The organism is Proteus sp. G2669 (genome assembly GCF_009915245.1).
In the GTDB taxonomy this organism is placed as follows: Bacteria; Pseudomonadota; Gammaproteobacteria; order Enterobacterales; family Enterobacteriaceae; genus Proteus.
Genome location: NZ_JAABLX010000050.1, coordinates 191,755 through 217,226, shown reverse-complemented (window position 1 = coordinate 217,226; position 25,472 = coordinate 191,755). Strand labels below are relative to the sequence as shown.

Annotated in this window: 22 protein-coding genes; 20 read left to right on the top strand and 2 right to left on the bottom strand. The window is 39.1% G+C overall.

Annotation, left to right across the window (positions count from 1 at the left end):
* The first annotated feature begins 10 nt into the window (after window positions 1-10).
* From glrR to GWI68_RS14965, 4 genes are all read left to right on the top strand, one after another.
* Window positions 11-1,348 (top strand): two-component system response regulator GlrR, encoded by a 1,338-nt coding sequence (gene glrR, locus GWI68_RS14980; RefSeq protein ID WP_087803278.1) that lies wholly within the window; start codon window positions 11-13, stop codon window positions 1,346-1,348.
* A gap of 73 nt (window positions 1,349-1,421) precedes the next feature.
* Window positions 1,422-3,038, top strand: a complete 1,617-nt coding sequence (locus GWI68_RS14975; protein ID WP_166540790.1) for an NAD+ synthase — start codon at window positions 1,422-1,424, stop codon at window positions 3,036-3,038.
* Between the two features lie 15 nt (window positions 3,039-3,053).
* Window positions 3,054-3,392: a nitrogen regulatory protein P-II gene (gene glnB, locus GWI68_RS14970; protein WP_109392985.1), complete on the top strand. Its 339-nt coding sequence runs from the start codon at window positions 3,054-3,056 to the stop codon at window positions 3,390-3,392.
* A gap of 266 nt (window positions 3,393-3,658) precedes the next feature.
* The gene (locus tag GWI68_RS14965) at window positions 3,659-4,306 is read left to right on the top strand and encodes a hypothetical protein (protein WP_166540789.1); all 648 of its coding nucleotides are present in this window, start codon (window positions 3,659-3,661) and stop codon (window positions 4,304-4,306) included.
* A gap of 106 nt (window positions 4,307-4,412) precedes the next feature.
* Here the strand turns inward: GWI68_RS14965 and hmpA are convergent, their stop codons facing one another.
* Window positions 4,413-5,609 (bottom strand): NO-inducible flavohemoprotein, encoded by a 1,197-nt coding sequence (gene hmpA, locus GWI68_RS14960; protein WP_166540788.1) that lies wholly within the window; start codon window positions 5,607-5,609, stop codon window positions 4,413-4,415.
* A gap of 366 nt (window positions 5,610-5,975) precedes the next feature.
* On the opposite strand from hmpA, the gene glyA reads away from it, so the two are divergent.
* From glyA to GWI68_RS14940, 4 genes are all read left to right on the top strand, one after another.
* Window positions 5,976-7,229, top strand: coding sequence for a serine hydroxymethyltransferase (gene glyA / locus GWI68_RS14955; protein ID WP_164526493.1), 1,254 nt, complete (start codon window positions 5,976-5,978; stop codon window positions 7,227-7,229).
* A 92-nt stretch (window positions 7,230-7,321) separates the two neighbouring features.
* On the top strand, window positions 7,322-8,476 hold the full coding sequence (locus GWI68_RS14950) for a 3-phenylpropionate MFS transporter (RefSeq protein ID WP_166540787.1): 1,155 nt from the start codon (window positions 7,322-7,324) through the stop codon (window positions 8,474-8,476).
* A gap of 165 nt (window positions 8,477-8,641) precedes the next feature.
* Window positions 8,642-9,910, top strand: coding sequence for a M24 family metallopeptidase (locus GWI68_RS14945; RefSeq protein ID WP_166540786.1), 1,269 nt, complete (start codon window positions 8,642-8,644; stop codon window positions 9,908-9,910).
* A 26-nt stretch (window positions 9,911-9,936) separates the two neighbouring features.
* Window positions 9,937-10,599, top strand: a complete 663-nt coding sequence (locus GWI68_RS14940; RefSeq protein ID WP_166540785.1) for a CerR family C-terminal domain-containing protein — start codon at window positions 9,937-9,939, stop codon at window positions 10,597-10,599.
* Window positions 10,600-10,686: 87 nt separating this feature from the next.
* Here GWI68_RS14940 and suhB read toward each other — a convergent pair whose 3' ends face one another.
* On the bottom strand, window positions 10,687-11,490 hold the full coding sequence (gene suhB, locus GWI68_RS14935) for an inositol-1-monophosphatase (RefSeq protein WP_166540784.1): 804 nt from the start codon (window positions 11,488-11,490) through the stop codon (window positions 10,687-10,689).
* Between the two features lie 124 nt (window positions 11,491-11,614).
* Between suhB and trmJ the strand changes: the two genes are divergently transcribed.
* The 12 genes from trmJ to GWI68_RS14875 all read left to right on the top strand — a co-directional run bounded on the left by trmJ (window position 11,615) and on the right by GWI68_RS14875 (window position 25,472).
* Window positions 11,615-12,343 (top strand): tRNA (cytosine(32)/uridine(32)-2'-O)-methyltransferase TrmJ, encoded by a 729-nt coding sequence (trmJ, locus tag GWI68_RS14930; protein ID WP_166540921.1) that lies wholly within the window; start codon window positions 11,615-11,617, stop codon window positions 12,341-12,343.
* Between the two features lie 131 nt (window positions 12,344-12,474).
* Entirely contained in the window at window positions 12,475-12,969 is a 495-nt protein-coding gene (iscR, locus tag GWI68_RS14925; protein WP_006533450.1) for a Fe-S cluster assembly transcriptional regulator IscR, read from the top strand.
* A gap of 68 nt (window positions 12,970-13,037) precedes the next feature.
* A complete protein-coding gene (locus tag GWI68_RS14920) occupies window positions 13,038-14,252 on the top strand; it encodes an IscS subfamily cysteine desulfurase (protein WP_072068700.1) in 1,215 nt (404 codons plus the stop codon).
* Window positions 14,253-14,276: 24 nt separating this feature from the next.
* Window positions 14,277-14,663: a Fe-S cluster assembly scaffold IscU gene (gene iscU, locus GWI68_RS14915; RefSeq protein ID WP_036935393.1), complete on the top strand. Its 387-nt coding sequence runs from the start codon at window positions 14,277-14,279 to the stop codon at window positions 14,661-14,663.
* 89 nt (window positions 14,664-14,752) lie between these two features.
* The gene (iscA, locus tag GWI68_RS14910) at window positions 14,753-15,076 is read left to right on the top strand and encodes an iron-sulfur cluster assembly protein IscA (RefSeq protein ID WP_036935396.1); all 324 of its coding nucleotides are present in this window, start codon (window positions 14,753-14,755) and stop codon (window positions 15,074-15,076) included.
* Window positions 15,077-15,124: 48 nt separating this feature from the next.
* The gene (gene hscB / locus GWI68_RS14905) at window positions 15,125-15,646 is read left to right on the top strand and encodes a co-chaperone HscB (RefSeq protein ID WP_109407324.1); all 522 of its coding nucleotides are present in this window, start codon (window positions 15,125-15,127) and stop codon (window positions 15,644-15,646) included.
* 11 nt (window positions 15,647-15,657) lie between these two features.
* Entirely contained in the window at window positions 15,658-17,508 is a 1,851-nt protein-coding gene (hscA, locus tag GWI68_RS14900; RefSeq protein ID WP_166540783.1) for a Fe-S protein assembly chaperone HscA, read from the top strand.
* Between the two features lie 2 nt (window positions 17,509-17,510).
* Window positions 17,511-17,846, top strand: a complete 336-nt coding sequence (fdx, locus tag GWI68_RS14895; protein WP_006533442.1) for an ISC system 2Fe-2S type ferredoxin — start codon at window positions 17,511-17,513, stop codon at window positions 17,844-17,846.
* Window positions 17,847-17,861: 15 nt separating this feature from the next.
* Entirely contained in the window at window positions 17,862-18,056 is a 195-nt protein-coding gene (iscX, locus tag GWI68_RS14890) for a Fe-S cluster assembly protein IscX (protein ID WP_072068697.1), read from the top strand.
* A gap of 279 nt (window positions 18,057-18,335) precedes the next feature.
* On the top strand, window positions 18,336-19,631 hold the full coding sequence (gene pepB, locus GWI68_RS14885; RefSeq protein WP_109407322.1) for an aminopeptidase PepB: 1,296 nt from the start codon (window positions 18,336-18,338) through the stop codon (window positions 19,629-19,631).
* Between the two features lie 27 nt (window positions 19,632-19,658).
* On the top strand, window positions 19,659-20,084 hold the full coding sequence (locus GWI68_RS14880; RefSeq protein WP_109407321.1) for an enhanced serine sensitivity protein SseB C-terminal domain-containing protein: 426 nt from the start codon (window positions 19,659-19,661) through the stop codon (window positions 20,082-20,084).
* 294 nt (window positions 20,085-20,378) lie between these two features.
* Window positions 20,379-25,472, top strand: a complete 5,094-nt coding sequence (locus GWI68_RS14875) for an alpha-2-macroglobulin (RefSeq protein ID WP_166540782.1) — start codon at window positions 20,379-20,381, stop codon at window positions 25,470-25,472.

Here is a 25,472-nt window from a genome sequence, read left to right as displayed (position 1 = left end):
GAGAATGTGCATGGCTGGCCATAAATCAGCAAATCTTTTACTTGTCGATGACGATCCTGGGTTATTAAAGTTACTTGGTATGCGGTTAACAAGTGAAGGTTTTCATATCTTCACCGCTGAAAGTGGGCAAGAAGCACTAAAACTTCTCTTAAAAGAAAAAATAGACCTTGTTATTAGCGATCTGCGCATGGATGAAATGGATGGTATGGCATTGTTTGCTGAAATACAGCGCCAGCAACCCGGAATGCCAGTCATTATTCTAACTGCTCATGGCTCTATTCCTGATGCCGTTGCAGCAACACAACAAGGTGTATTTAGCTTTTTAACTAAACCCGTTGATCGAGATGCACTTTATAAGGCAATTGATGAAGCGCTGGAATTAGTGACCACGGTTTCAGATGAAGAGTGGTCAAAAGATATCGTGACGCGTAGCCCACAAATGCTACGTTTATTAGAGCAAGCAAAGTTAGTCGCACAATCTGATGTCAGTGTACTTATTAATGGCCAAAGTGGTACAGGTAAAGAAGTTCTTGCTCAAGCTATTCATCGTGCAAGTCCTAGAGCCAAAAAGCCTTTTATAGCCATTAACTGTGGCGCCTTACCAGAACAACTTTTAGAATCTGAACTATTCGGTCATGCGAAAGGTGCTTTTACAGGAGCTGTAAGTAGTCGTGAAGGTCTATTTCAGGCGGCTGAAGGCGGTACACTGTTTTTAGATGAAATTGGCGATATGCCAATGGCATTACAAGTTAAATTATTACGTGTTTTGCAAGAGCGAAAAGTTCGCCCATTAGGAAGCAACCGTGATATTGATATTGATGTCCGTATCCTTTCTGCCACACATCGTGATTTACCTAAAGCGATGGAGCGTAATGAATTCCGTGAAGATTTGTTCTATCGTTTAAATGTGGTGAATCTACGAATTCCTACATTAAGTGAGAGAGCTGAAGACATTCCTGTGCTTGCAAATCACCTATTACGCGAATCAGCTAAACGCCATAAGCCTTTTGTCCGAAGTTTTTCCACTGATGCGATGAAATGCTTGATGACAGCAAGTTGGCCCGGAAATGTGCGTCAATTAGTTAACGTGATTGAACAATGCGTCGCTTTAACGACAGCTCCAGTTATTAGTGAAGCTTTAGTGACACAAGCCTTACAGGGTGAAAATACCGCGTTACCCACATTTGCTGAAGCAAGAGGGCATTTTGAAATGACTTATTTGAGAAAGTTACTGCAAATGACGAAAGGCAACGTGACTCAAGCGGCACGCATGGCAGGACGCAATCGAACTGAGTTTTACAAATTGTTATCCCGTCATGAGCTAGATGCGAATGATTTTAAAGAATAACCTTTTCAGATAACGAATATATTTTTAAACTAGCTTTCTTTTAATGCGAAAGATAGCGGAGAGACTAATTTTTATGAGTCGTAAATTAAAACTCGCAATGGCTCAACTCAATTGGGTTGTTGGCGATATAGAAGGTAACTGTGAACGCATGTTATCTACCGTTAAAGCGCAAGAAGAGGCCGATTTGGTCATGTTTTCTGAGCTGGCGTTATGCGGTTACTCTCCTGAAGATCTGCTATTTCGTCCTGATTTCCAGCAACGCTGTGAAACACAACTTACGCGTTTAGAACAAGCAAGTAAAAAAACAGCAATTGTTGTTGGACATCCTTGGTGGCAAAACGGCAAAATTTATAACGCACTCTCATTTTTCTATAAAGGTGAGTTACAAGCACGTTATTTCAAACAACAATTACCTAATTACGGTGTGTTTGACGAAAAACGATATTTCCAACAAGGAAATGAACGTTGTGTTGTGCCATTTAAAGGTTACCACTTAGGTTTGTTAATTTGTGAGGATATCTGGATTAATGAGCCTATCGATGCATTAAAACAAGCAGGGGCAGATCTTGTTTTATCTATTAACGCCTCGCCATATAACCGTGAAAAACCCCATGTCCGTACACAGTTAATTAAAGAGCATTGTCAAAGAACGCATCTTCCAGTGATCTATCTTAATCAAATTGGCGGTCAAGATGAGCTGGTCTTTGATGGTTGTTCTAAAGTATTTGATGAAAGAGGCACGATCACTCATCGTTTAGCTGCATTTGATGAGCAAACCGCAGTTGTAGAGCTTGATGAATTAACGATTATCCCAATGGTAGATCCCGCACCAGAACTTTCACCTTTAGCGCAAGTGTATCAAGCATTAGTGCTTGCAACGCGTGATTATGTCACTAAAAACGGTTTTAAAGGGGCAATTCTCGGATTATCTGGAGGGATTGATTCTGGATTAACGGTTGCTATTGCTGCTGATGCATTAGGAAAAGAGAGTGTTCAAGCGGTTATGATGCCTTTTCGTTATACTTCTGAAATGAGTATTCATGATGCCAAAGAACAAGCAGATTTATTAGGTATCGAATTCGATACGGTATCTATTGAACCCATGTTTGATGCCTTTATGGCACAGTTAGCACCTATGTTTAAAGATACTGCCGCTGATACTACAGAAGAAAATCTACAGGCTCGCTGTCGCGCGGTGATCTTGATGGCGATGTCAAATAAACGCCGTCGTTTAGTGCTCACCACAAGCAATAAAAGTGAATCCGCTGTGGGATACTCCACATTGTATGGTGATATGGCGGGGGGCTTTGATGTGTTAAAAGATGTCCCTAAAACATTAGTTTTTGAACTATCTAAATATCGTAATACACTTTCACCGGCTATTCCTCAACGTGTGATTGATAGACCACCATCAGCAGAGTTAGCGCCGGGGCAAACTGACCAAGATAATTTACCACCTTATGACATTCTTGATGCTATTCTTGAAGGTTATGTTGAACAGGATAAATCTGTTTCTGATTTAGTTGCCGCTGGATTTGATGAAGCAACGGTCCGTAAAGTGATAAAATTAGTCGATATTAATGAATACAAGCGACGTCAAGCCCCTGTCGGGCCACGTATTACAAGTCGTAATTTTGGTAAAGATCGCAGATACCCAATAACAAGCGGTTTTGGTCGCCACAACTGGTAATAGCAGGATAATACGATGAAAAAAATTGAAGCGATAATTAAGCCGTTTAAGTTAGATGATGTAAGAGAAGCGCTTGGTGAAGTGGGTATCACTGGAATGACCGTAACTGAAGTGAAAGGTTTTGGTCGTCAAAAAGGGCATACTGAACTTTACCGTGGTGCGGAATACATGGTCGATTTTTTACCTAAAGTAAAAATTGAAATTGTTGTTGCTGACGAAATTGTTGAAACCTGTGTAGATACAATTATGACAACAGCACAAACAGGTAAAATTGGTGACGGTAAGATTTTTGTTTTTGATGTGAATCGTGTTATTCGTATTCGTACTGGAGAGCAAGACGAAGAAGCTATTTAATTATTGTTCAAACTTAAGCTAACTAGTTACATTATTTATTTTTATTAAAGCCTGATATTTTTTAATCAAAATATCGGGTTTTTTCATTTTCTTGCGCATAATTAATTTTTTTATGTTTTACCTAAAATGCTATTTATATCTTATGCAAGTCTATTGATGATTATTAACAATTTATTTTACTATTTTTTATAAATTCTAAGGCACAAAATGTTATTCAATAACTTTTAAGTAAAGCTATTATCATCGACATTAAAAATCATTAAGGTATGGGCAAAATAATGTTTAATTATTTATTAAAGCGTCTTGCTTTATTTTTATGTGCAGCAGTGTTAATCGCTATCACTACGGGATTTATATTTCTTGATATTTTTGTTTTTGATAATGGTATTTCAGAAACGTCAGTAACTGAATTAGGCCAAGAAACTATTGTCGCAATGATTTGCTTATTCTTTTTTGTTAAAGCCTATCAAGACAGTGAACAACGGGGAGCGTTCACTCTAATTATGGGCTTTTTCTTGTGTATTTTAATTCGTGAGTTAGATGGTGTTTTTGATCAGATTGCACACGGCTCTTGGGTTTGGTTTGCTCTAACGGTGACGTTTATTAGTATTGCTATTGCGATCAGAGAAGGTAAGAGAACATTAAAAGGCTTAATTCACTTTATTACTCATCCAAGCCATGGAATGTTAGTTGCAGGCCTATTATGTATTTTGTTGTTCTCTCGTCTATTTGGTATGGGAATATTATGGTCTAAATTATTAGGTGAGGATTATAACCGCACTGTTAAAAACATGGTGGAAGAGGGATCTGAATTATTTGGTTATACACTCTGTCTAATTAGTGTTATTTGGTACGGTTTTTCTGCTAAAGATCATGTTATTCCTGCTACGATTGAAAATAAATATCAACCATAAAAATAGTATGATCTAAATAACAAAAGCGCTGATAAATATGATGCTATCAGCGCTTTTTCATTATTCTATTTTAAAGCTTTGTTTTAATGGTTTGATTATTTATTGATTATAAATCTTGCATAATAACAGCATGAGGGCCAAAACATTCATAATGAAATTTTTCACGATTAATACCTAATTCAATAAGTTGTTTTGCAACAGACTGCATAAAAGGTAATGGTCCGCAAAAATAGAAATGCATATCAGGAATGCTTATCCAATCCTCAACTTGTTTTAATGTCATTAGACCTTCAAATTGATATTCTTGATTTTGTACATCTTCAGGTCGTGGTGTGCGATACCAAACTGCTTGTTGATAATGTGGAAGTTTACTACCGACTTGATGAACTTCACTTTTAAAGGCATGAACACCTCCATGTTCAGCAGCATGTAACCAATTAACATTGGCTTGATGAGCAGAAAGTGTGTGTAACATTGATAACATGGGGGTTAAACCCACACCCGCTGAAATTAATGTAACAGGTGTTGTTGGTGATACCTCTAAATAAAAATCCCCCCCTGGTGCGGCGACTTGTACAGTATCCCCTTCTTGAATATGGTCATGAAGAAAATTCGATAAAATACCTTTCTCTTCGCGTTTGACTGCGATGCGGTATGTTTTATTATTTGAAGATTGAGTTAATGAATATTGACGTATTTCTTGGTTTTCAAGACGTTCATCACGGATATAAAGACTTAAATATTGCCCAGCTTGATAAGGTGTAATATCAAGGCCGTCTTCAGGCGCTAATTCAAAGCTGGTAATAACATCACTTTGTTTTACTTTATGTGTGACTTTAAAAGCTCGTAATCCTCTCCAACCACCGCTTGTTTGTTCTTTTTGTTGATAAATTTGCTCTTCACGATTAATAAAAACATCTGCTAACACTTGATAAGCGGCGCCCCAAGCGTCTAACACTTCTTGTCCGGGATTAAACATTTCATCAATTGTAGCCAATAAATTCTCACCTACGATGGGATAATGCTCAGGAAGAATATTTAAACTGACGTGTTTTTGTGCGATTTTTTCAACTGCCGGTAAAATTGTAGGTAAATTTTCAATATTAATTGCATAAGCGCATATCGCATTAAATAAGGCTTCACGTTGAGCGCCACTACTTTGGTGACTCATGGTGAAGATATCTTTTAATTCAGGATGACGAGAGAACATTCGATCATAAAAATGTGCGGTTAATGCAGGGCCTGTTTTAGCAATAAGAGGAATTGTTGATTTAATTGTCGCGATAGTTTGTGCATCTAACATAATTGCTCCTGAAAAATTTTCAGTTTATTGTGAATTTTTATAAATTGCATTTTATATGCAACTTATCGCTTTTTGATTATTTTGTAAATAACTGTTTTTATTTTTTAACAAAAAATCTCAAATCTTAGAGAATGATGCGGGGTGTTTGCATAATAAGGCGAGATGTGCCTCAAAAAGAGGAATAAGCACAGGATAAAATGAGGTTGTTAAAAAGTAATAAGGTGCTGTTATAATTGAATGGCAAACGATTGCGTGTTTTTTCATTAGGGGCTATCTCAATGAAGAAAAAGAGTTTACACTGTATGCCATTCTTTCTCCCGTATGGGAGTTTGTCTTTAGTGAAGTTAGCTGAGTCAGGAGATCTGAATGTTAAAACGTGAAATGAATATTGCTGATTACGATCCAGAATTATGGAATGCAATGGAAGGTGAAGTGACTCGTCAAGAAGAGCACATCGAACTTATTGCTTCTGAAAACTATACCAGTCCTCGTGTTATGCAGGCGCAAGGATCTCAGCTGACAAATAAATATGCTGAAGGCTATCCGGGTAAACGTTACTACGGTGGTTGTGAGTATGTGGATGTTGTAGAGCAACTGGCAATTGATCGTGCAAAAGCATTATTTGGTGCTGACTATGCTAACGTACAGCCTCACTCAGGTTCACAAGCGAATGCGGCTGTTTATATGGCATTGTTAAAACCGGGTGATACTGTTTTAGGTATGAACTTAGCACAAGGCGGTCACTTGACTCATGGTTCACCAGTTAACTTCTCTGGTAAACTATATAATATCGTACCTTATGGTATTGATGAATCAGGTAAAATTGATTACGAAGATATCGCTATTCAAGCTAAAAAACATCAACCAAAAATGATTATTGGTGGTTTCTCTGCCTATTCTGGTTTGGTTGATTGGGCAAAAATGCGTGAAATCGCAGATAGCATTGGTGCCTACCTGTTTGTTGATATGGCGCACGTTGCAGGTATGATTGCTGCGGGTGTTTATCCTAACCCAGTTCCTCATGCACATGTTGTTACAACAACAACGCATAAAACATTAGCTGGCCCACGTGGTGGCCTTATCCTTGCTAAAGGCGGAGATGAAGAGTTCTACAAAAAACTGAACTCAGCAGTGTTCCCTGGCTCTCAAGGTGGCCCTTTAATGCACGTTATCGCGGGTAAAGCGGTTGCATTAAAAGAAGCTATGGAACCTGAATTTAAAGTTTATCAGCAACAAGTTGCTAAAAACGCGAAAGCAATGGTAGACGTTTTCTTAGAACGCGGTTATAAAGTAGTGTCTGGCGGAACTGAAAACCACCTGTTTTTATTAGACTTAGTTGATAAAGATATTACAGGTAAAGATGCAGATGCAGCGCTCGGTCGTGCAAATATCACTGTTAACAAAAACAGTGTACCAAATGATCCACGTAGCCCATTTGTCACTTCTGGTGTTCGTATCGGTTCTCCTGCAATTACACGTCGTGGTTTTAAAGAAGCGGAAGCTCGTGAATTAGCCGGTTGGATGTGTGATGTCCTTGATAATATCAATGATGAAGCGAACATTGAAAAAGTGAAACAAAAAGTCTTGGATATCTGCGCTAAATTTCCAGTTTACGCATAAGTTTGTAACGATATAATAAAACCCGTTGTACAAGCCCGCTTCGAGAACTTGTTCTTGGCGGGTTTTTTTGCATCTTAAAAATGGGGGATTGGATGGTTATTCCATCAACACTGTGGCTTGCCTTAGATTATTTTACGTATTTTTTCTCATACGGTATCTTTTTACCTTTTTGGTCAATATGGCTAAAAGGAGAGGGTGTCGATCCTGCGATGATAGGTCTGTTATTAGGTGTAGGTTTAACTGCACGTTTTGTCGGTAGCCTTATCTTAACGCCTGCAGTAAAAGATCCATCAAAACTTATCACAGCATTACGACTATTCGCCTTTCTCTCATTACTCTTTACTGTTGCATTTATGATGGGCAGCCATTGGGCATGGCTATTCTTTGTGATGACTGGATTTAACGTATTCTTTTCACCTATGGTGCCTTTAGGGGATTCCTTGGCTGGAACTTGGCAAAAACAGTTCCCCTTTGATTATGGAAAAATCCGTGTTTGGGGCTCTATTGCTTTTATTATTAGTTCATCATTGTTGGGGATTTTAATTGATGCTTTTGGGCATCCCATCATTCTTTATGGGTTGATTGCCAGTACCCTCGCATTATTTCTTACATCGATGCTTCGTCCTAAAGTCATGCCTCAAGGAAAGGTCAAAAAAGCAAAACAGAGTAATGTGTCTTTTATGAAACTCATTTCTGATGGGCCTGTTTGGCGCTTTTTGTTATGTGTTTCTCTACTACAAGGCGCACATGCAGCCTATTATGGTTTTAGCGCGCTTTATTGGGAAAAGGCTGGGTATGACACTGCAACAATTGGCTATCTTTGGTCATTAGGTGTGGTTTCTGAAGTTATCGTTTTTATGCTCAGTCACCGTTTATTCCGCCGGTGGAGTGCAAGAGATCTACTGCTACTTTCTGCTTTTGCAGGGCTTTTACGTTGGGGATTAATGGGAAGTTTTACCGCATTACCCGCACTTATTGTCGTTCAAATCTTACATAGTGGTACGTTCACAGTATGTCATTTAGCTGCAATGCGTTTTATTAGCGCCCGCCAAGAACACGAAATTATTCGTCTGCAAGCAGTGTATTCCGCTTTAGCAATGGGAGGAAGTATAGCCATTATGACGATTATATCGGGCTGGCTATATGAAAAACTCCCAAATCAAGAATCGTTGATCTTTTGGTTAATGGCAGCATTAACGATCCCAGCGATGTTTATCAGACCCAAAGTACAACCTCAAAATACCTAATTCTTTTATTTCATAAAAATTAAGATCTGTAATGTTTCTGATATTGCAGATCTTTTTTTTCTCCTTTTAAAAGCGCATTTTTTGATCAAAAGAATAATTGACCATTTCAAATATTAGGTTTAAATTTAATTCATTCAAATGAATTAATGCAGAGAGAGTATTATTATGAACAATAAATCGGTGATCCCAGCGAGTTTTTCTTTACAAGAAAGAGACAGACGCTGGCAATTAGCTAGAGATATTATGAAAGATAATCAGTTAGAGACATTGATTATCTATGGTGATAGAGAATCCGCAGCACCTGCACCATTTTGTATTGATCACTATTTTACAAATGATCGACTAGGCTCAGTTGTTATTTTTCATGAAGATAAAAAACCCTTAATTGTCACTTTTGCTCCAATGATGATCGCTGATCATATGCAGGCAAAATTACGCGGTGATTTGCAATGGATAGATGAAGATAATCTTGTTGTAGGAAAAACAGGGCGTAATATTGCTCAATTTCTGAAAGAAATGGGTGTACAGCAAAATGCACATATTGGTGTTATTGGTTTAGAGCCTTATCCTCCATTCTATTTTGATGGTGCAATGCCATTTAATACTCTAAACGGTATTAAAGATGCATTCCCTCATGCGAAATTTAGCTGTGTGTATCGTGATTTCTTTAAGCGCGCATCGGTTAAAAGTGAAGAAGAACTGACACATGTAAGATATGCAGCCGCTATTGGTGAAGCAATGAGTGAAGCAATGCGAGTCACCACTAGACCTGGAGCGACAGAAGCCGATCTTGCGGCCGCCATTACTGCAACTTGCTTATCAAGAGGTGGATTTACGGCTGAAATTCTAATGGGATCAGGTTCTGAATATATCGGTTGGGGGCCCCCAGCTTGGCAATATCGTTCACAAGCACCTCGTGAAATTCAAATTGGTGATATTGTGTTATCAGAAATTTTTGCTTTATATGGAATGTATGAAACACAACATCAGGCTGCTGTTGCCGTAGGTAAAATTCACGAAAACTTAGAAAAAGCCGCTTTGGTTGCTCGTGAATGCTATGAAATAGGTGTTGAACATTTAAAGGCGGGGATTACTTTTGGTGAAGTGGTTGATTTAATGGAAAAACCATTATTAAAATCAGGAGGATGGCATGTGCATCCACTTATCCATAGTATCAATCCATACGGACCTATTGGGTTTGGTACTGCTCCAGGTATCGAATCATTGCCATTAGCGAGTCGCTATAAACAAATTGAACGATTACCAAATCCGGGACGAGAGCTTGTATTACAAGAAGGCATGACGTTTGCGTTTGAGCCTAACTGTGGCTTCGGTCATCACTTATGTAACTTAGGTGGTACGGTTGTTGTTGGTAAAAGTAAAGGGATTGAGTTAAATTCAAACTCAACACAATTAATGCGTGCTGATCTATAAGCCAAATATAAAATAGTTAACAAATAATGAAAAACACCAGTAAAACCGCGATAAGTACAGAACAGACTCAAGAAAAGTTAATACAAGAAGGGATTAAACTTTTTGCGCTACATGGAATTAGCGGGTTGAGAACGCGACAACTTGCGCAGGATGCTGGTGTTAATCAGTCAGCAATTCCTTATCATTTTGGTGGGAAACTTGGCGTGTATACTGCTGTTATTCAATATATTGCGACAGAATTAGCCTCAGAAATTCATTTTGACCAATTTGATAATAAACTTCAGCGTATATTAAAAGAAGATAAACTTAATTATGAATTATTTGCTGAGTTAATTCCTTTATTGATGACGGGATTAGCGCGAGCGTTATTAGCACCAGAGCGCCATTATTATAGTCAATTGATTTTACGGGAACAGTTAGAACCAACTGAAAATTATGAATTAATTTATCATAATCTCATAGAACCTTTTCATATAAGACTTTCCCATCTTATTGAATTAATAGATAAAGATTGCGATAAATTAACCACTACTATTCGTGCTCATGCGATGATTGGGCAAATACTAGGATTTGTGATAGCCCGAAAAGCATTTTTATTACGTATTGATAAGCAAGAAATAACATCGCAATTACTGGACAAGATAGCGCTAGAAATCAGCAAATTATCAGTAAATGCATTATTAATATAATAAGAAATGGATAGGTGAGAAAAAAGGCCATTACATTTCAGTGATGGCCTTTTTCGTTATATTTTTATCGTTATTTGTACTGACAAATTAACGTTTTAACGCATCTGTGAGTTCGCTACGAATTTCAGCTAATAATGCTCTAACAACACGAGGGTTACCAGCAACAATGTTACCTGTTTGGAGATAGCCATGATTACCAGTAAAGTCAGAAACGATAGCACCTGCTTCACGAGCAATTAACTCACCACCTAAGAAATCCCAAGGTTTTAAGCCAATTTCAAAGAAGCCATCAACACGGCCAGCGGCAACATAAGCTAAATCTAATGCAGCTGAACCTGTACGACGGAAATCAGCACAAGGAACAAACAGTTTACTTAACATGTTCATATAAGCGGCTGAATGTTGTTTGCTTTTGAATGGGAAACCAGTTGCAAGAACAGCACCATCTAAATCACGGGCATTAGAGCCACGCAGACGATAACCATTTAATTGAGCGCCTTGACCACGAACGGCTGAGAATAATTCGTTACGCATAGGATCATAAACAACAGCCACTTCAGTACGGCCTTTAATGCGTACAGCAATAGAAACAGAGAAGTGTGGAAGACGTTTAATGAAGTTAGTCGTGCCATCAAGTGGATCAATAACCCATTGTATGTCGTGATCTTCACCGAGTAACTCGCCACTTTCTTCCGTAATAATGGTGTGTTTTGGATAAGATTTACGGATGATTTCAATGATTGCTTGTTCTGCGTCACGGTCAACGTTAGTGACAAAATCATTGGTACCTTTCTGATTAGTTTCTACAGATTCAGGATTTTCGTAATTTTTGGCGATTAAATTACCAGCCTTACGTGCGGCACGTATGGCAATATTCAGCATCGGATGCATGGTTATCTTCCACAAGATGTTAAAGAACGGGGATAAAAAACGTGCGAGAGTATAACAGGCATTCGTGTTTCTGGCTACATTTGTGATAAAATAGATGGATCACAAAGCAATTAACAAGAAATCAATGTTAGAAAATATTCGCATCATCCTTGTAGAGACCTCACATACAGGCAATATGGGCTCTACAGCTCGAGCTATGAAAACCATGGGATTGACCAACCTTTATTTTGTTAATCCGAAAGAAAAACCAGATTCACACTCTATTGCCCTATCAGCAGGTGCAAGTGATGTTATTGGCAATGCACGTATTGTTAATAGTATCGATGAAGCGATTGAAGGTTGTGGTTTAGTGATTGGAACAAGTGCTCGCAGTCGTACGCTTTCTTGGCCCATGCTTGCTCCCCGTGAATGTGGTGAGCGTTGTGTTATGGAAGCTAAAAATAAGCCAGTTGCGGTTATTTTTGGTCGTGAACGCACAGGTTTAACCAATGAAGAATTACAAAAATGTGACTTTCATCTATATGTTCCGACTAATCCAGAATATGGTTCTTTAAATTTAGCGATGGCAGTTCAGCTTGTTTGTTATGAAATTCGTATGGCAGCACTTGCCCAAGAAGAAAAACAAGAGGAAAATAACCCATCAGAGATTGATTATCCACCAGCAGATGATATTGAACGTTTTTATGTTCACTTAGAACAGGTGCTTAACGAGTCTGGCTTTATTCGCCCTAAACATCCAGGACAGGTCATGAGCCGTTTACGTCGTCTATTTACGCGTGCACGCCCAGAAACACAAGAGCTCCATATCTTACGTGGTATTCTAACGTCAGTTGAGAAATGGGCTAAGAAATAGAGGGCAAAGTTGATTAACTTAAGTCAATTTTGGGCTGAGTATAATACTTGACTAAAACACTCGGATAAATAGTTGACTAAATTACTCGGGAATGACACAATTTGATTATTGTTCACCACGGAGTATTTGTTATGAGACTGACATCAAAAGGGCGTTACGCAGTTACTGCAATGCTTGATGTTGCATTGCATTCACAGCAAGGCCCTGTTCCCCTCGCCGATATTTCAGAGCGTCAAGGGATTTCCCTTTCTTATCTTGAGCAGCTTTTCTCGCGTTTGCGTAAAAATGAATTAGTTGCAAGTGTTCGTGGTCCTGGCGGCGGCTATTTATTAGGCCGTGATGCTGGGCAAATTTTTGTTGCTCAAGTTATTTCTGCGGTTGATGAATCTGTCGATGCTACCCGCTGTCAGGGTAACAAAGAAGGTTGTCAAGGTGGCGATCGTTGCTTGACTCATACTTTGTGGCGTGATTTAAGTGATCGTATAACCAGTTTCCTAAGCAGTATCAGCCTTGAAGAGTTAGTGAATAACGAAGAGGTTATGGATGTCGCCGATCGTCAAGACAATGAAAAACGCCATGCTATTAATGGTCGTTTACAAGAAACCATTGTTAATATGCGAGTTTAACGGCGATCTCTAGGTAGGCAAAAACAAAATTATTAAAGAAGATCCGTCGTCTTTGGAGTTAGTGAGCAATGAAATTACCCATTTATCTAGATTATTCAGCAACCACTCCTGTTGATCCACGAGTTGCTGAAAAAATGATGCAATGCCTAACTATTGATGGCATTTTTGGTAACCCAGCCTCTCGTTCACATCGTTTTGGTTGGCAAGCAGAAGAAGCTATTGATATTGCACGTAATCAGATTGCTGATTTAATCGGTGCTGATCCTCGTGAAATTGTATTCACATCAGGTGCAACTGAAGCTGATAACCTCGCACTAAAAGGTGTTGCTAACTTTTACCAGAAAAAAGGTAAGCACATCATCACTTCAAAAACCGAACATAAAGCGATTTTAGATACTTGTCGCCAACTTGAGCGTGAAGGTTTTGAAGTCACTTATTTAGCACCAAAAAGTGATGGTCTGATTGACCTGAAAGAACTTGAAGAAGCAATGCGTGAAGACACTATTTTAGTTTCTATCATGCATGTAAATAACGAAATTGGTGTTGTACAAGATATTGCTGCTATCGGTGAACTATGCCGTAGCAAAGGGATTATTTACCACGTAGATGCAACGCAAAGCGTTGGTAAGTTACCTATTGATCTTTCTAAGTTAAAAGTTGATTTACTTTCTCTTTCTGCGCATAAAGTTTACGGTCCTATGGGGATCGGTGCACTTTATGTTCGCCGTAAACCACGCATTCGTTTAGAAGCACAAATGCATGGCGGTGGACATGAACGTGGTATGCGTTCAGGTACATTAGCCGTTCACCAAATTGTAGGTATGGGCGAAGCTTACCGTATTTTGAAAGAAGAAATGGCTGATGAAACTAAACGCTTAAACGAATTACGTTTACGTTTATGGAATGGCATTAAAGATATTGAAGAAGTTTATATCAACGGTTCTTTAGAACACACTGCGCCAAATATTCTTAATGTAAGTTTCAACTATGTTGAAGGCGAATCATTAATGATGGCACTGAAAGATCTTGCTGTTTCTTCAGGCTCTGCCTGTACTTCAGCAAGTTTAGAACCTTCTTATGTACTGCGTGCTTTAGGGTTAACTGATGAACTTGCACACAGTTCTATTCGCTTCTCTCTGGGTCGTTTCACAACAGAAGAAGAAATAGATTATGCAATTAAACAAATCCACAGTGCTATTGGTCGCCTACGTGATCTTTCGCCTCTTTGGGATATGCATAAACAAGGTGTTGATATCAACAGTATCGAATGGTCTCACCATTAATCAGACGTTTTCAGGAGTTAAATCATGGCTTATAGCGATAAAGTAATTGATCATTATGAAAACCCTCGTAACGTGGGCTCATTTGATAACAACGACCCTTCTGTAGGAAGTGGTATGGTAGGCGCACCTGCTTGTGGTGACGTCATGAAATTGCAAATCAAAGTTGATGATAACGGCGTAATTGAAGATGCGCGTTTTAAAACTTATGGTTGTGGTTCAGCGATTGCATCAAGTTCACTGGTTACAGAATGGATGAAAGGCAAAACATTAGATGAAGCCGAATCCATCAAGAACACTGCAATTGCAGAAGAATTAGAATTACCACCAGTGAAAATTCACTGTTCAATTCTTGCAGAAGATGCAATAAAAGCAGCGATTGCAGACTATAAAAGCAAACGCCAAGGCAAGTAATTGTCTTTTATAATAAAAAAATAAAATATTGGCGGATGCTGAAACTTTTTTTCAGTATCCGCTTTCGTTCTTTATGAGTGAGGTGTGCCATGTCAATTTCCCTTACAGAATCCGCCGCTAATCGTGTTCGCTCTTTCCTGTCTAATCGCGGTAAAGGTGAAGGTTTGCGTTTAGGCGTAAGAACATCTGGTTGTTCTGGAATGGCTTATGTTCTTGAATTTGCTGATGTCATCAATGACGAAGATACTGTTTTTGAAGACAAAGGTGTGAAAGTTATCATTGATGGTAAAAGCATGGTCTATTTAGATGGAACTGAGCTTGATTTCGTCAAAGAAGGATTAAACGAAGGCTTCAAATTTAACAACCCCAATGTATCCAATGAGTGTGGTTGTGGTGAAAGCTTCACCGTGTAATTTGTGTTAAAACACGGTATTAACGTTAATTAATCCAAGAGTAGATGTATGGACTATTTCACACTATTAGGCATGCCTAATCGTTTTGATATTGATAAACAGCAGCTTGCTACACGTTATCAAGATATGCAACGTCAGTATCACCCAGATCGCTTTGCTGGTAAATCTGATAAAGAACAGGTTCAAGCTATCTCGTTTGCCTCGACTATCAATCAGGCTTATCAAACCTTAAAAAATCCACTCTCTAGAGCTGAATACATGCTCTCATTACACGGTATCGACATTGCCAATGAGCAACAAACAATGCACGATACTGCATTTTTAATGGAGCAACTCTCATTACGTGAAGAGCTGGATAACATTGAGCACAGTGCTGATGCCGAAAGTTTGTTAGCTGATTTTTCTGCGCGTTTAGAGAAAATGTACACTTTACGCCATGATGAAATGGTTAAAATGCTAGATAACCAAACTTGGGATATTGCTGCGGATAATGTGAGAAAATTACGTTTTCTTGCAAAATTAAAAGAGCAAGTAGAGCAACTTGAAGAACGCTTGTTTGATGGTTTTTAAGGGAAATTGTTATGTCATTATTACAAATTAGTGAACCAGGTCAAACACCTGCACCACATCAGCGTAGACTTGCCGCAGGTATTGATTTAGGAACGACACACTCATTAGTTGCCACTGTACGTAGTGAGCAAGCCGAAGCGCTTTCAGACAACGAAGGTCGCTATTTATTGCCATCTGTTGTGCAGTATCAAGTTGATAATATCAACGTTGGTTGGAATGCTAAAAAAGACGCAGAAAAAGATCCTGCTAACACGATAAGTTCAATTAAAAGAATGGTGGGTCGCTCACTAAGTGATGTGACAAGCCGTTATCCAAATCTTCCTTATCACTTTCATGAAAATGACAATGGTTTACCGTTAATTAAAACAGCAGCGGGTATTGTCGATCCTATTCAAGTCTCTTCTGACATCTTAAAAACATTGGCAGAACGTGCAACGCAATCATTAGGTGGTGAACTTGATGGTGTTGTGGTCACTGTTCCTGCTTATTTTGACGATGCTCAACGCCAAGGTACAAAAGAAGCGGCTCGCCGTGCAGGGTTGCATGTTTTACGTTTATTAAACGAACCAACAGCCGCTGCTATTGCTTATGGTTTAGATTCAGGAAAAGAAGGCACCATTGTTGTTTATGACTTGGGCGGTGGTACCTTTGATATTTCCGTTTTACGTTTAACCAAGGGTGTTTTTGAAGTCTTGGCAACCGGCGGTGATACCGCTTTAGGTGGCGATGATTTTGATATGATGTTGGCGGATTGGATAAGAGAGCGCGCAGGTTTTGGCCATCAAAAAGATGCGATATTACAACGCCAACTGCTGGATGTAGCATCAGAAACTAAAATTGCATTAAGTGATAATGATGTTGTTGATATCAATATTAATGGTTGGAAAGGTGAAATTACTCGTGCTGAGTTTGAATCATTAATTCAATCGTTGGTGAAGCGTACATTGTTGTCTGTTCGTCGTGCTTTAAAAGATGCAGATGTTGACATTGATGAAGTTTTAGAAGTGGTTATGGTTGGAGGTTCAACACGAGTTCCATTAGTTCGTCAAATGGTTGGCGACTATTTTAAACGTGAACCACTAACCTCTATCGATCCTGACAAAGTTGTCGCTATTGGCGCTTCAATTCAGGCTGATATTTTAGTGGGTAATAAACCTGATAGTGAAATGCTATTGCTAGATGTTATTCCACTTTCTCTTGGTCTTGAAACGATGGGCGGATTAGTTGAGAAAGTGATCCCTCGTAATACCACGATCCCTGTTGCGAGAGCGCAAGAATTTACGACATTCAAAGATGGTCAAACGGCAATGAGCGTTCATGTTGTTCAAGGTGAGCGTGAATTGGTTAGTGATTGTCGTTCTCTAGCACGTTTTACATTACGTGGTATTCCGCCGATGGCTGCAGGTGGTGCTCATATTCGTGTGACATTCCAAGTTGATGCTGATGGTTTACTTAGTGTCAGTGCGATGGAAAAATCAACGGGTGTTGAAGCTTCAGTACAAGTCAAACCCTCTTATGGTCTTAGTGATACTGAAATCGCTAAGATGATCCAATCTTCGATGGAAAATGCCCAAGAAGATTTACAAGCTCGTCGCCTAGCCGAGCAAAAAGTCGAAGCAGCACGTGTGTTAGAAAGTTTAACCGCGGCATTAGAAGAAGATGCTCATCTGCTAAATGAAGATGAGAAAACCGCTATCGACAAAGTTGTAGATACCTTAATAGAGAGCGTTGAAGGAACAGATCCTGTTGCCATTGAAAACGCGATTAAACTACTGGATAAGCAAACTCAGGATTTTGCAGCGCGTCGAATGGATTCATCTATTCGTCAAGCGTTGGCAGGTCATTCTGTGGACGAGATATAACTATGCCTAAAATTGTATTTTTACCCCATAGCACACTGTGCCCTGAAGGTGCTGTTGTTGACGCAACAGAAGGTGAGTCTATTCTAGATGTTGCATTACGCAATGGTATTGAGATTGAACATGCTTGTGAAATGTCTTGTGCATGTACAACTTGTCACTGTGTAGTGCGTGAAGGTTTTGATTCACTGGAAGAGAGCTCTGAGCTTGAAGACGATATGTTAGATAAAGCATGGGGTTTAGAGCCTGAAAGTCGCTTAAGTTGCCAAGCTAAAGTGACTGACGAAGATTTAGTCGTTGAGATCCCTAAATATTCGATTAACCATGCAAGAGAGCACTAATTTTAGGAGCCAAGTATGAAATGGAGTGATACTCGTGAAATAGGGGAAGCGTTATTTGATCTTTACCCTGACACTGATCCTAAAACTGTGCGCTTTACAGATATGCATCAATGGATCTGTAATTTAGACGGTTTTGATGATGATCCACAAAAATCTAATGAAAAAATTCTTGAAGCCATTTTGCTTGTTTGGCTTGATGAATTTGAATAATTGATTGCATTATAAATTGAAAAGACTGGCTAATTGCTGGTCTTTTTGCATTATGGCGTCTGCATTGAATAGATTAATCACGTTATAAATAACTCTAAAGAGGGATGCCTTGGGTTTTTGTTATGAGAGATATTCCGAAGAAGACAATGCAAGAGCCTAATATAAATTGATGATGATAGTGGTCTCTGGATTTTTGCAGTAAATTGATCACGCTAAAAGGTAAATATCTGGTAGTCTGAATAGGTTAACTGTCACCAGTAATAATAAGTGAGATAATAAATGAATAAACAAATTATGCCTATCATGCTGTCTAATGAACCTGCAGCAGCATGTTGGGGTGATAAAGCACTAATTAGCACTAGCGAAACAGGCATGACAATCCATTTAACGGAAGAAAACCGTTTAGGCGCGATTCAGCGTGGTGGACGTAAAGTTGATAGCCAAGGTATTCGTAATGTTGCTCTTGTTGGTGAAGGCTGGGATATAGAGCGTAGCTGGGCTTTTTGGTTAGGTTTTAGAGCACCTAAAGGCGCTCGTTCTATCGAATGGCCACAATTAAGCGAAGCGGATAAACACGAATTAGAATCACGTATTCGTATCGTTGATTGGGTTAGAGACACAATTAATACGCCGGCTGAAGAATTAGGCCCAGAGCAACTGGCACAGCGTACTGTTGATCTTTTCTGTGGTCTTGGCAAAGAAGACATCAGCTATAAGATCACTAAAGGCGCCGATCTGCGCGATCAAAACTATGCCGGAATTTATACTGTAGGTCGCGGTTCTTCTCGTGATCCTGTCTATTTAGCATTAGATTTTAATCCGACTCAAGATAGCAATGCTCCTGTATTTGCATGTCTAGTAGGTAAAGGTATCACCTTCGATTCAGGCGGTTATAGCATCAAACCCTCATCATCTATGAATTCAATGAAAGCAGACATGGGTGGTGCAGCAACGTTAGCGGGTGCTTTAGCATTAGCAATTACTCGTGGTTTAAATAAACGTGTGAAACTACTGCTATGTATCGCAGATAACATGGTTAGCGGTAATGCCTTTAAGCTGGGTGATATCATTCGTTACCGTAATGGTAAATCAGTCGAAATCATGAATACAGATGCGGAAGGCCGTTTAGTGCTAGCTGATGGCTTAATTGATGCAAGTAATATTGCTCCAGAACTGATCATTGATGCTGCAACATTAACAGGCGCAGCTAAAGTTGCTGTGGGTAATGACTATCATTCAGTATTAAGTTTCGATGATAAATTAGCGGCTGAATTACTGACAAGTGCTGAACAAGAAAATGAGTTGTTCTGGCGTTTACCATTAGCTGATTTTCACCGTAGCCAATTGCCTTCAAGCTTTGCTGATCTGAATAATATTGCAGCGCCTTCGCATACTGCGGGAGCAAGTACAGCCGCGGCTTTCTTATCGCATTTTGTCACTAACTATAAAAAAGGTTGGGTACATATCGACTGTTCAGCAACTTACAGAAAATCGTCTGTAGAACAATGGGCTGCCGGTGCGACAGGTTATGGCGTGCGTTCTATCGCAAATCTGTTATTAGCAAAAGCAAAATAATAAACGTTATTGGATTTGGAGTTTGTAATGGGTGTATCTGAACAATTTGAGACACAAGAAATTGTTTCTGTTGAAGGTTCTTCGTTGAAGTTAAGTGTTTTAGAACCACAACCTGAAAAATTAACAACCGCACTTAGCGAATTTTTTGGTGAACATAAACCAATCCGCCGTGCCTTTATTGTTAATGCTCAGGAGCAAGATAATGAAGAGGAATTTTATCTTATTGGTTTAGAGATAACTGGCGAAGAAGATGTGATTGCGCAGATACTCCCACAAGCGGCTGAATCAGCTTTTGAATATTTAGAAGAAGGGCAATCCTTAGATTTTTGTTTTGTGAATAAAGAGGAAAAAGGTGTGAGCCATTTTATGATCCATCACGTATCACCTTTTTATCAACGCAAACTTGGGGGATTTTTAAGAAAAGGCATCCCGATAGTGAATTTGGATAGTTAATTTTGCCCTTTAAATTTAGGCGATATCTCATCAGATATCGCTTTTTTTTATCCTATAATAGAAAGTTGACTAATTTAGCAAATTGTTTGCATTTTTATGTAACGCATTGTTTTATCAGATCTTTATTTTTAATGTAAAAATAGGGCGACTTTTGCCTGTAAAGAACTTCATTATTTTCGATAAAATATAGTCAATATTGTTATTTTTTATCTTATTAGAACAAAGAAAAATCTATATTATCTCTGCCCGGCCTGCATAAAACATCGCATTATTCAGGGGTTGAATTTAAAGGAAATGGATATGAATCAAAACCAATTTAGACAATATACAGAAAAGAGAGGCTATCGTTGGTGCTCACTTGCTGTGGTATTGGCGTCTGCGTTGGCACTGAGTGGGTGTGATGACAAAGCTGATGAAAGCTCGTCATCAACAGACAAAGCGCAAAACGTACAAACAACTGAGCAAAAAAATACAGCTCAAAATGCACCAGATACTGCCACTCAAACTAGCGAAAAATCAGCAGTTACAACAAAAACGAATAATGAAACTGCATTAAAAAGCAAAGAAGTTCGTGATGAATTGGCTATGCGTTTTGCAGGAAAAGATGTCACTGTATTAGATGCATCAGAACTGCAACGTGATGGTGCAAGTACTATGGTGGTGACTTTCTCTGTACCACTTGATCCAGACCAAAAGTTTGATAACGTTATTCATCTTGTTGATACCAAAAAAGGAAAACTGGAAGGAGCGTGGGAGTTATCAGACAACTTGATGGAGTTGCGTTTTCGTCATTTACCACCATCAACAGAATTGAATTTGACCATTGATGAAAAAATCAAAGGTATTAATGAGCGTACATTAACAACGCCTTTTAGCCAGAAATTAACCACAGAAGAAATTTTCCCTTCAGTTGGATTTACCAGTAAAGGATCGTTATTACCATTTGATGCTGCTGAAGGCTTACCTATTATTGCCTTAAATGTAGATCAAGTGGATGTTAACTTTTTCCGTGTAAAGGACGAGCAATTGGCTCAATTCTTAACGCAATGGGAAAGTCGTTCCAACATTAACTATTGGGAATCTGATGAATTTTTATCTCAAGCTGATTTGGTTTATACCGGTCGTTTTGAGTTAAATACAGAAAAAAATACCCGTGAAAACGTATTATTACCGTTAAAATCAATAGATGCCCTGAAAAAAGAAGGCGCCTATATTGCTGTAATGCAACAAGCCGGTAAATACTCTTATACGGTGCCGGCTACGGTATTCACTTTTAGTGATATCGGATTGTCGATGCACAGCTACCTTGATTCGTTAGATGTTTTCACCCAATCACTTAAAAATGGTTCTGCGTTAAATAAAGTAGAAATCCGCTTATTAGATGAAAAAGGTGGTTTAATCTCCAAAGCACAAACAGATAGCCAAGGACATGCCACACTTGAGAAAAGTGATAAAGCGCGTTTATTAATGGCTATTCGTGATGGTCAAACTAGTATGATTGATTTGCGTAAACCTGCGCTTGATCTTTCTGAGTTTGATATCGGTGGCCCTCAAGGTTATAGCAAACAGTTTTTTGCTTTTGGCCCTCGTGATCTTTATCGTCCAGGTGAAACTTTAATTGTTAATGCATTACTGCGTGATGGCGACGGTAATCCAATTAAAGAGCAGCCCGTTAAAGTGGATTTACTCAAAACAGATGGCCAAGTGTCACGTAGTTTTGTATGGCAACCTGAAAATGGACTTTACCAGTTAAAATTAGCTATTCCTGCTGATGAAAATACTGGTACACGTACCTTACGTTTTGATGTAGGCGATGGTACTCCTCGGTTCTATGAATTTCAGGTCGAAGATTTTATGCCAGAACGTATGGCATTAGTTATTACGGGTAAAAAAGGCATTTTACTTAGTGGCAATGATGCTTATTTTGATCTTGAAGGGCGTTATCTCTATGGCGCGCCAGCGGCCGATAATCGCTTACAAGGGCAAGTATTCTTAAAAGCCTCTCGTGAAGCGGTCAGTAAATTACCTGGCTATGAATTTGGTGCCGTAAAAGATGAAAACTTCAGTCGCTTATTGGATGAGTTTGAACTTAATTTAGACTCTGATGGACAAGGTGAATTAAGTGTTGATAGTGATCGCTATGCTGAACTGAAATCACCAATTAATATTATTTTACAAGCAAGCTTGCTCGAAGCAGGTGGCCGTCCGGTTACTCGCCGTTATCAACAAGCTGTTTGGCCAGCCACTCATCTTGCTGGCATTCGTCCAGTCTTCCCTAAAAAAGAAGTTTATGACTACCGTACAGACAAATATAAATCAGGTTACAGCGTTGATGAAAATTCAATGGCTGAATTTGAAATTGTCTATACAGACCAAGACGGTAAAAAGCTACCTGCTAACGATCTCAAAGTGAAGTTTATCTATGAACGTCATGATTATTACTGGCGTTGGTCTAGTTCGAATGGCTGGGAATCTGGCTATAACGAAAAAGATCTGCAAATGGATGAGCAAACAATCAAGATTGCGAAAGATGGCACAGCAAAAGTGGCCTTCCCGGTTGAATGGGGTTCATATCGTATTGAAGTGGTCGATCCTAAAACAGAATTAGTTAGTAGTTTACGGTTCTGGGCGGGTTATTCTTGGATGGATAACACTGGTGGAACAGGTGCAGTAAGACCTGACCAAGTTAAACTTAAACTGGATAAAGACGGTTATTTACCGGGCGAGAAAGTGAAGTTAAATATTGTTGCTCCTCATCCGGGTAAAGGCTATGTCTTATTAGAATCAAGTAATGGGCCTTTATGGTGGCAAGAAATTGATGTGCCAGAAAAAGGACTCGATGTTGAAGTGCCGATTAATAAAGAGTGGGCAAGACACGATCTCTATCTGACATCTGTTGTTGTAAGACCTGGTGATACGTCAAAACAAGCGACTGTAAAACGTGCTGTTGGTATTTTACATTTACCATTACAGGATAAAAATCGCCGTATTGATATTTCACTTGATGCACCTGAAAAAATTCGTCCAAATCAAGATTTAAAAATCCGCATTAAAGCGAATCCAGTTGCAGGTCAGCCATTACCTGAAAATATTAATGTATTGGTTTCTGCGGTAGATACGGGCGTATTAAATATTACAGAGTATAAAACACCTGATCCTTACGATGCTTTCTTTGGTCGTAAACGTTACAGCATCGATCAATATGATGTTTATGGACAATTAATTGAAGGGCAGGGTCGTTTAGCGAACTTACGCTTTGGTGGTGATGGTGGTGAAGCTGCCGCGCTATCTCGTGGTGGTAAAAAACCATTAACTGATGTGCAAATCATTGCTCAACAAACAGCACCTGTAAAATTAAATGCCCAAGGTGAGGGTGAAGTTTCTTTACCTATTCCTGAATTTAATGGCGAAGTTCGTTTAATGGCGCAAGCTTGGACAGCTGATAAATTCGGTAGTCAAGAAGGTAAAGTGGTTATTGCAGCACCTTTAGTGACTCAACTTTCATTACCTCGATTTATGGCGGGTGGTGATAATGCGCTGTTATCTTTAGATTTAACCAATCTAACGGATGATGCACAATCTATTACGTTAAATTACACCGCTTCTGGTCTGGTAGGATTAGGTGGTGCAGAAAGTAAAACAGTATCGCTGACGAAAGGTGAACGTACCCAAGTTCAGATCCCAGTAAAAGCAAAACATGGCTTTGGTCAAGGCGAATTCTCACTGTCTATTTATGGTATTAAAGTACCCGGTGAAGAAATTAAGCCTTACCACAACACATGGAATATAGGCGTTCGTCCTGCTTATCCGGCAGAAACACTTCATTATGCAAGTACGTTACAAGATGGTGAGACGTGGCGCTTGCCAACAGACGTTTTAAATCGTTTTAATAACTCAACGCTTGAAGGTGAATTATTACTGACAAGTCGTCCTCCATTACAAATTTCACGTTATGTAAGAGAGTTGTTTGCTTACCCTTATGGTTGCTTAGAACAAACCGTCAGTGGGCTTTATCCTTCTTTATATTCAACAGAAAAAGAGTTGAAGCAATTAGGAATTAAAACGCAAACTGATGCGGATAGAAAATTGGCAATTGAAAAAGGTATTGCGCACCTGCTGACAATGCAAAAAGCAGAGGGCGGATTCTCTTTATGGAGCCAAGATGGGCGTGAAGAGTATTGGTTAACAGCCTATGCTACTGACTTCTTATTCCGCGCTTCACAACAAGGTTATGCTGTTCCGGCGGAACCATTAAAACGTGCTAATGATCGCTTATTACGCTATTTACAAGATAAAAGCTTAGTTAACTATGAATATGCGGTTAACCAAGATGCTGCCCGTTTCTCTGCCAGAGCATATGCAGCTCTTGTATTAGCGAATCAGCAAAAAGCACCTTTAGGTGAATTACGTCGTCTTTACCTTGAACGAAATGATGCCGGTAGTGGTTTGGCGTTAGTTCAGTTAGGTATTGCGTTGAAACTGATGGGTGATAACAGCCGTGCAGAAGGTTTAATTGCAGAAGGTGTGACAACAACTCGTAAATATAATTATGGGTTAGGTGATTACGGTAGTGTTATTCGTGACCAAGCGTTAATTATTGCTTTATTAAGTGAAAATAATCTTGAAACACAATCTCGTGATGCAAGTATGATTACGTTATCAGATAACTTAATGAGTCGTGAATGGTTCTCAACACAAGAAAGCAACTCTTTATATCTTGCGGGTCGCTTCTTTATTAATATGTCTGAGCAACCTTGGGAAGTCGCTGTAAATCGTCAAGTCCCTGCAATCAGTAGCGATCGCGCGGTGAATGAAACATTAACATCAACGCAATTACAAGAAGGGTTGGAATTAAACAACCGTGGTGGTGCTGCGATTTATTCTCGCATGAATATCGTAGGCTATCCAAAAGTAGCTCCAGCACCTTATAGTAATGTGTTAAATGTTCATCGTAGTTACTACGATTTAAAAGGAAATCGCGTTCATCCAAATCGTTTACAAAGTGGTGAAATGCTGGTCGTGAAACTAGAGGTTTCAGCAGATAGAGATGTACCTGATGCTTTGGTTGTTGATTTATTACCAGCAGGTCTTGAAATCGAAAACCAAAACTTAGCATCAAGCAGTGCAAGCTTGAGTGATAGTGCTGCCGACTTACAGGAGTTTATCGACGATATGGGGCAAGCGAATATTAAGCACCTTGAATATCGTGATGATCGCTTTGTTGCCGCAGTTTCTGTAGATAGATATCGTCCGACAACATTACTCTATTTAGCAAGAGCAGTTACACCGGGTAGCTATCAAGTACCACCTCCACAAGTTGAATCAATGTATGTGCCTTATTGGCGAGCAATAGGTTCAACAGAAACCAAGATTGATATTGTTCCTTAA